Source organism: Corynebacterium sp. p3-SID1194, assembly GCF_025144155.1.
In the GTDB taxonomy this organism is placed as follows: domain Bacteria; phylum Actinomycetota; class Actinomycetes; order Mycobacteriales; family Mycobacteriaceae; genus Corynebacterium.
Window position 1 is genome coordinate 1 of record NZ_JALXWY010000035.1, and the last position, 3,764, is coordinate 3,764.

The 3,764-nt window shown below is 61.1% G+C and carries 6 protein-coding genes and 1 tRNA gene; all 7 read right to left on the reverse strand.

What is annotated here, in order from left to right; translation table 11 throughout:
* Positions 1-21 precede the first annotated feature (21 nt).
* Positions 22-97 (reverse strand) — tRNA-His (locus tag M3G19_RS11715).
* A 49-nt stretch (positions 98-146) separates the two neighbouring features.
* Positions 147-779 (reverse strand): oligoribonuclease, encoded by a 633-nt coding sequence (orn, locus tag M3G19_RS11720; RefSeq protein WP_259902778.1) that lies wholly within the window; start codon positions 777-779, stop codon positions 147-149.
* 10 nt (positions 780-789) lie between these two features.
* Positions 790-1,590, reverse strand: coding sequence for a mycolate reductase (cmrA, locus tag M3G19_RS11725; RefSeq protein WP_259902779.1), 801 nt, complete (start codon positions 1,588-1,590; stop codon positions 790-792).
* Between the two features lie 39 nt (positions 1,591-1,629).
* On the reverse strand, positions 1,630-1,824 hold the full coding sequence (locus tag M3G19_RS11730; RefSeq protein WP_259902783.1) for a helix-turn-helix transcriptional regulator: 195 nt from the start codon (positions 1,822-1,824) through the stop codon (positions 1,630-1,632).
* A gap of 19 nt (positions 1,825-1,843) precedes the next feature.
* On the reverse strand, positions 1,844-2,440 hold the full coding sequence (locus M3G19_RS11735) for a DUF2975 domain-containing protein (RefSeq protein ID WP_259902780.1): 597 nt from the start codon (positions 2,438-2,440) through the stop codon (positions 1,844-1,846).
* A 158-nt stretch (positions 2,441-2,598) separates the two neighbouring features.
* Complete coding sequence (panD, locus tag M3G19_RS11740) at positions 2,599-3,018, reverse strand: aspartate 1-decarboxylase (RefSeq protein WP_259902781.1); 420 nt, start codon at positions 3,016-3,018, stop codon at positions 2,599-2,601.
* Between the two features lie 33 nt (positions 3,019-3,051).
* The gene (locus M3G19_RS11745) at positions 3,052-3,687 is read right to left on the reverse strand and encodes an SMI1/KNR4 family protein (protein WP_259902782.1); all 636 of its coding nucleotides are present in this window, start codon (positions 3,685-3,687) and stop codon (positions 3,052-3,054) included.
* Positions 3,688-3,764 lie beyond the last annotated feature (77 nt).

Genomic DNA, 3,764 nt, shown 5'->3' on the forward strand with positions numbered 1-3,764 from the left:
GATGTCCCGACTGATGACATTTGGGGTGGCTGACGGGACTCGAACCCGCGACACCCAGGATCACAACCTGGTGCTCTACCAGCTGAACTACAGCCACCATCGCTGCGAATTGCAGCGGGTTTCTACATTAGTTCACGCACCCGTTTTTACAAAAACTGCTGGTACGCGGCGGTCGCGGCCTTGGTGCTCTCGCTCGCTTCAGAGGAGGAGGGGCCCGGGGCGGGCACGAACACGCTGCGGCGGTAGTAGTCGAGCTCGCGGATGGACTCGACGATGTCGGCCAGGGCGCGGTGCGCCATGCCCTTGTCCGGCTGGTTGTAGTAGGCCTTCGGGAACCAGCGGCGGGTGAGCTCTTTGACGGTGGAGACGTCGATCATGCGGTAGTGCAGCGCCGCATCCAGGCGAGGCATCTGCGCGCGGATGAACATGCGGTCCGTGGCGATCGAATTGCCAGCCAGCGGGGGACGGTGCTCGCCGCAGTGCTTTTCGACGAGCCCCAGCACCGCTTCCTCCGCCTCCTCAATCGTGACGGTGGAGGCCTTGATCTGCTCCGTGAGGCCGGATGAGCCGTGCATCTCGGTGACGAAGTCGTCCATCTCGGCCAGCTCTGCGTCGGTGGCGTGGACGACGAGGTCGATGCCGTCGTCGAGAATATTCAGCTCGGCATCGGTGACAAGGGCAGCGACCTCCACGATGACGTGGCGGTCGGGGTCCAGCCCCGTCATTTCCAAATCGACCCAGACGATGCGGTCGTCTTTTTCTGCCAGTGCTTCACTCATGGGGCCCACGCTAGCCCATCTTGGCGTAGAACCAGCCCATCACCGGTGCGAGCGCACCGCGTGGAGCATACGAGGAGACGAAGTCCATGGCCTTCGACAGCGGGCCGGGCGTGATGCGGCGGCGGTTCTTCTTCATTGCGTCGATGGTCTCGCGGGAGCAGGACTCGTAGGTGGTCCAGAGGAAATCCGGCACGACCTTGTCCACGATGGACTGTTCTTCTTCGGGGATCACTGCATCGCGCACTGGACCGGGCGCCAGCAGGGTGCAGTGCACCCCGGTCTTCTTCAGCTCGTAGTGCAGCGCCTCGGTGAACGCGTTCACGCCGGCTTTGGTGAGCACGTAGGTGGCGTTGTTCGGGATCGGCACATTGCCGGCGGCGGAGCCGACATTGCACAGCGCGCCTTCGCCGCGGGGCACCATTTGGTCGAGGACGGCTTTGGTGATGCGGAAGACCGCCGTCGCGTTCAGGTTGAACTGGTTCGTCTCGTAGGTCCAGTCCTGGTCCATGAACGGGCCGAAGGAGGCGATGCCGGCGGAATTGACGCAGATGGAGATGCGTTTTTCGTCGATAAGCGAAAGAAGCTCGTCGACGTCTTCGCTCACCGACAGGTCGTGTGCGGCGACGATGATGTCGACGCCGTAGTCCTTCTCAAGCTCCTCTGCGAGCCGTGTCAGGACGTCTTCGCGGCGTGCGACGATGATGAGGTTGTGGCCTTCGGCGGCGAAATCTCGGGCCATGGCCTCGCCGATGCCTTGGCTCGCTCCGGTGATCAGTGCGTAGGAATCGGGTGCGGGGGAGGAGAAAGTCATGCCTGCGAGCCTACAGGTGCGCTGCGGGCTGCTCCCGGATTATTTGACTGAGAATACGTCGCCCGGCTGACAATCGAGCGCCTTGCAAATTGCTGCGAGCGTGGTGAACCGGACGGCTTTCGCGCGGTTGTTTTTCAGAACCGACAAGTTGACGGGGGTGATGCCCACTTGTTCGGCGAGAGCCGCGCCGGTGATTCCGCGTTCGGCCATTAGTTCGTCGAGGTGGCAGACCACCGTGGGTTCGGGGTTCGGTTTAGACAAGGCCGTCCACGTCCTCTTCGAGCTTGGCGCCGCGGCGCAGGGCGGTTGCCAGTGCGGCGAGGACGCAGGCGAGAACCAGTGCCGGGGCCAAATCGGAGAGCGGGGTCGTGGTGCCCGGATCCTGCCACCAGTCGATGCCCAGCTGCGTTGCTGCCCAGTTATTGGCCATGCCCTCCAGGCCGAGGCGTGCAATGAAGAAGACGAGGATGCTGATCCATGCGGCTGTGAGGCGACGCGAATTCTTCTCCGTGAAGAACTGCCCCTTCGACATGTCGCTGAATGTGTTGGTGACCAGGAACACTGCGGCGAGTATGCCAATGAACTTCAGTGCGAGCGCGACAGTGTAGAGGGTCTGCGGACCCGAATCGAGATCGGCGAAGTGTAGGCCGCCCGCGACTGCAGGGGAGAGGCGGGTGGAGATGATGCCGTGCGATGCCAGCGCGACGATCTCGGGGAGGATCCATGCCAATGTGATGGCGACGGTGAACACATCGGCCCACGAAATATTCGTGCTCTTGTCCTTCTTTGGCGGGCGCGGCTGTGGTGCCGGGGTGGGGGAGTTGGTCGGGTTCGTTTCTTGGGTGTTCATGGCTTTGACCCTTTCTTATCGACTTTCGATGTTGTCGTAATTCGATAATATCGCTATTCGATAAGCCGTCAAGACCGCGCACGAAAAATGCCGCCTCGCAGAGGCGCGGGCGGCAGTGTTTGTGCTGGTGAAAGCTGGGGCGAAAAATTTCGGCGAAATTAGTTCCCCTCGGGGTGCCGGGGATCTCTCAGGCCCGAACCGTCCGGGGCGTGGGCCGGGTCGTGGCCGTATTCGACCTGTGCGTTGTTCTCGTCGACGAAGACGATGCGCGGGCTGTAGCTCCCCAGTTCCTCCTCGGTGTACTGGGCGTAGCCGATAATGATCACCAAGTCGCCCGGGCTGATCAGGTGCGCGGCCGCACCGTTAATCCCGATCACACCGGTACCTGCCTCGCCCGTGATGGCGTAGGTGGTCAAACGGTGGCCATTGTCAATGTCGACGATGTCGATCTGCTCGCCTTCTAGTAGATCGGCTGCCTTCATGAGGTCGGCGTCGATCGTGCAGGACCCGACGTAGTGGAGATCTGCCTGGGTGACCGTGGCGCGGTGGATCTTGGACTTCAACATGGTGCGGAACACGGTTAAAAAGGCTACTCCACACGTAACTCGGGGCTATGCTCCCGCCTTGAAGTGGTTGATGTGGCAGTTCGGCCCCTCCGGCGGCTCCTCTGGGTCGTAGTCGTAGAGCCCGTCTTCGCCCTCCTCGCCAGCGGGGATTCCATGGGTTCGGGTGTATTCCTCCAGCGAGTAGTCATCCACCACGCATTGGAACCAATCGCGCATGTAGAGCGCCTGAATGGTCCGTGTCGGGTGGTTGCGGTCGAATTCCACGATTTGGCCGCGGTTGCCGCCGGCCACGCCTTTGGCGTCAATGCACAGATAACAGTCGGACCAGGATTTAGCGAAGGGGATCCAGCTCGGGTAGTACCAGTCGTCGGAGGGAAATTCGGTGTCTTTGGCGTCGATAAGCGCGCGCCATGTCTCTAATGCTTCCTCGAGGCTGAGTAGCTGGACTGAGCCGATAATGTCTTGGCCGTTCGATCCGTTGTGCCAGTGATACAGCTCGATCAGCTCGGACGGGAAATCCACCCCGGCTTTGTCCAGGACCGGTGAATACGCGTTCACCGTGCGCTCTATGTCAGCGAGCGCCATTCCGTCGCCTAAAGCCATGAACGCCGGCGGGTAGATCGTGCCCATGAGAAATTCGAGTTCGTTGAGGGTCGCAGTGATTGTGAAAATGTTGTTCATGGCCCTCATCGTAATTTCACGGGGCGTAGTTGTCGCACGTCAAATGTACATTTCAGTGCGCAATCGCGACCGATGAA

What these genes read in the sequence shown, in the direction of transcription:
- orn (WP_259902778.1), bottom strand. Translation starts at nt 779, where the DNA reads ATGAGTGAAGCACTGGCAGAAAAAGACGACCGCATCGTCTGGGTCGAT.
- cmrA (WP_259902779.1), bottom strand. Translation starts at nt 1,590, where the DNA reads ATGACTTTCTCCTCCCCCGCACCCGATTCCTACGCACTGATCACCGGA.
- M3G19_RS11735 (WP_259902780.1), bottom strand. Translation starts at nt 2,440, where the DNA reads ATGAACACCCAAGAAACGAACCCGACCAACTCCCCCACCCCGGCACCA.
- M3G19_RS11745 (WP_259902782.1), bottom strand. Translation starts at nt 3,687, where the DNA reads ATGAACAACATTTTCACAATCACTGCGACCCTCAACGAACTCGAATTT.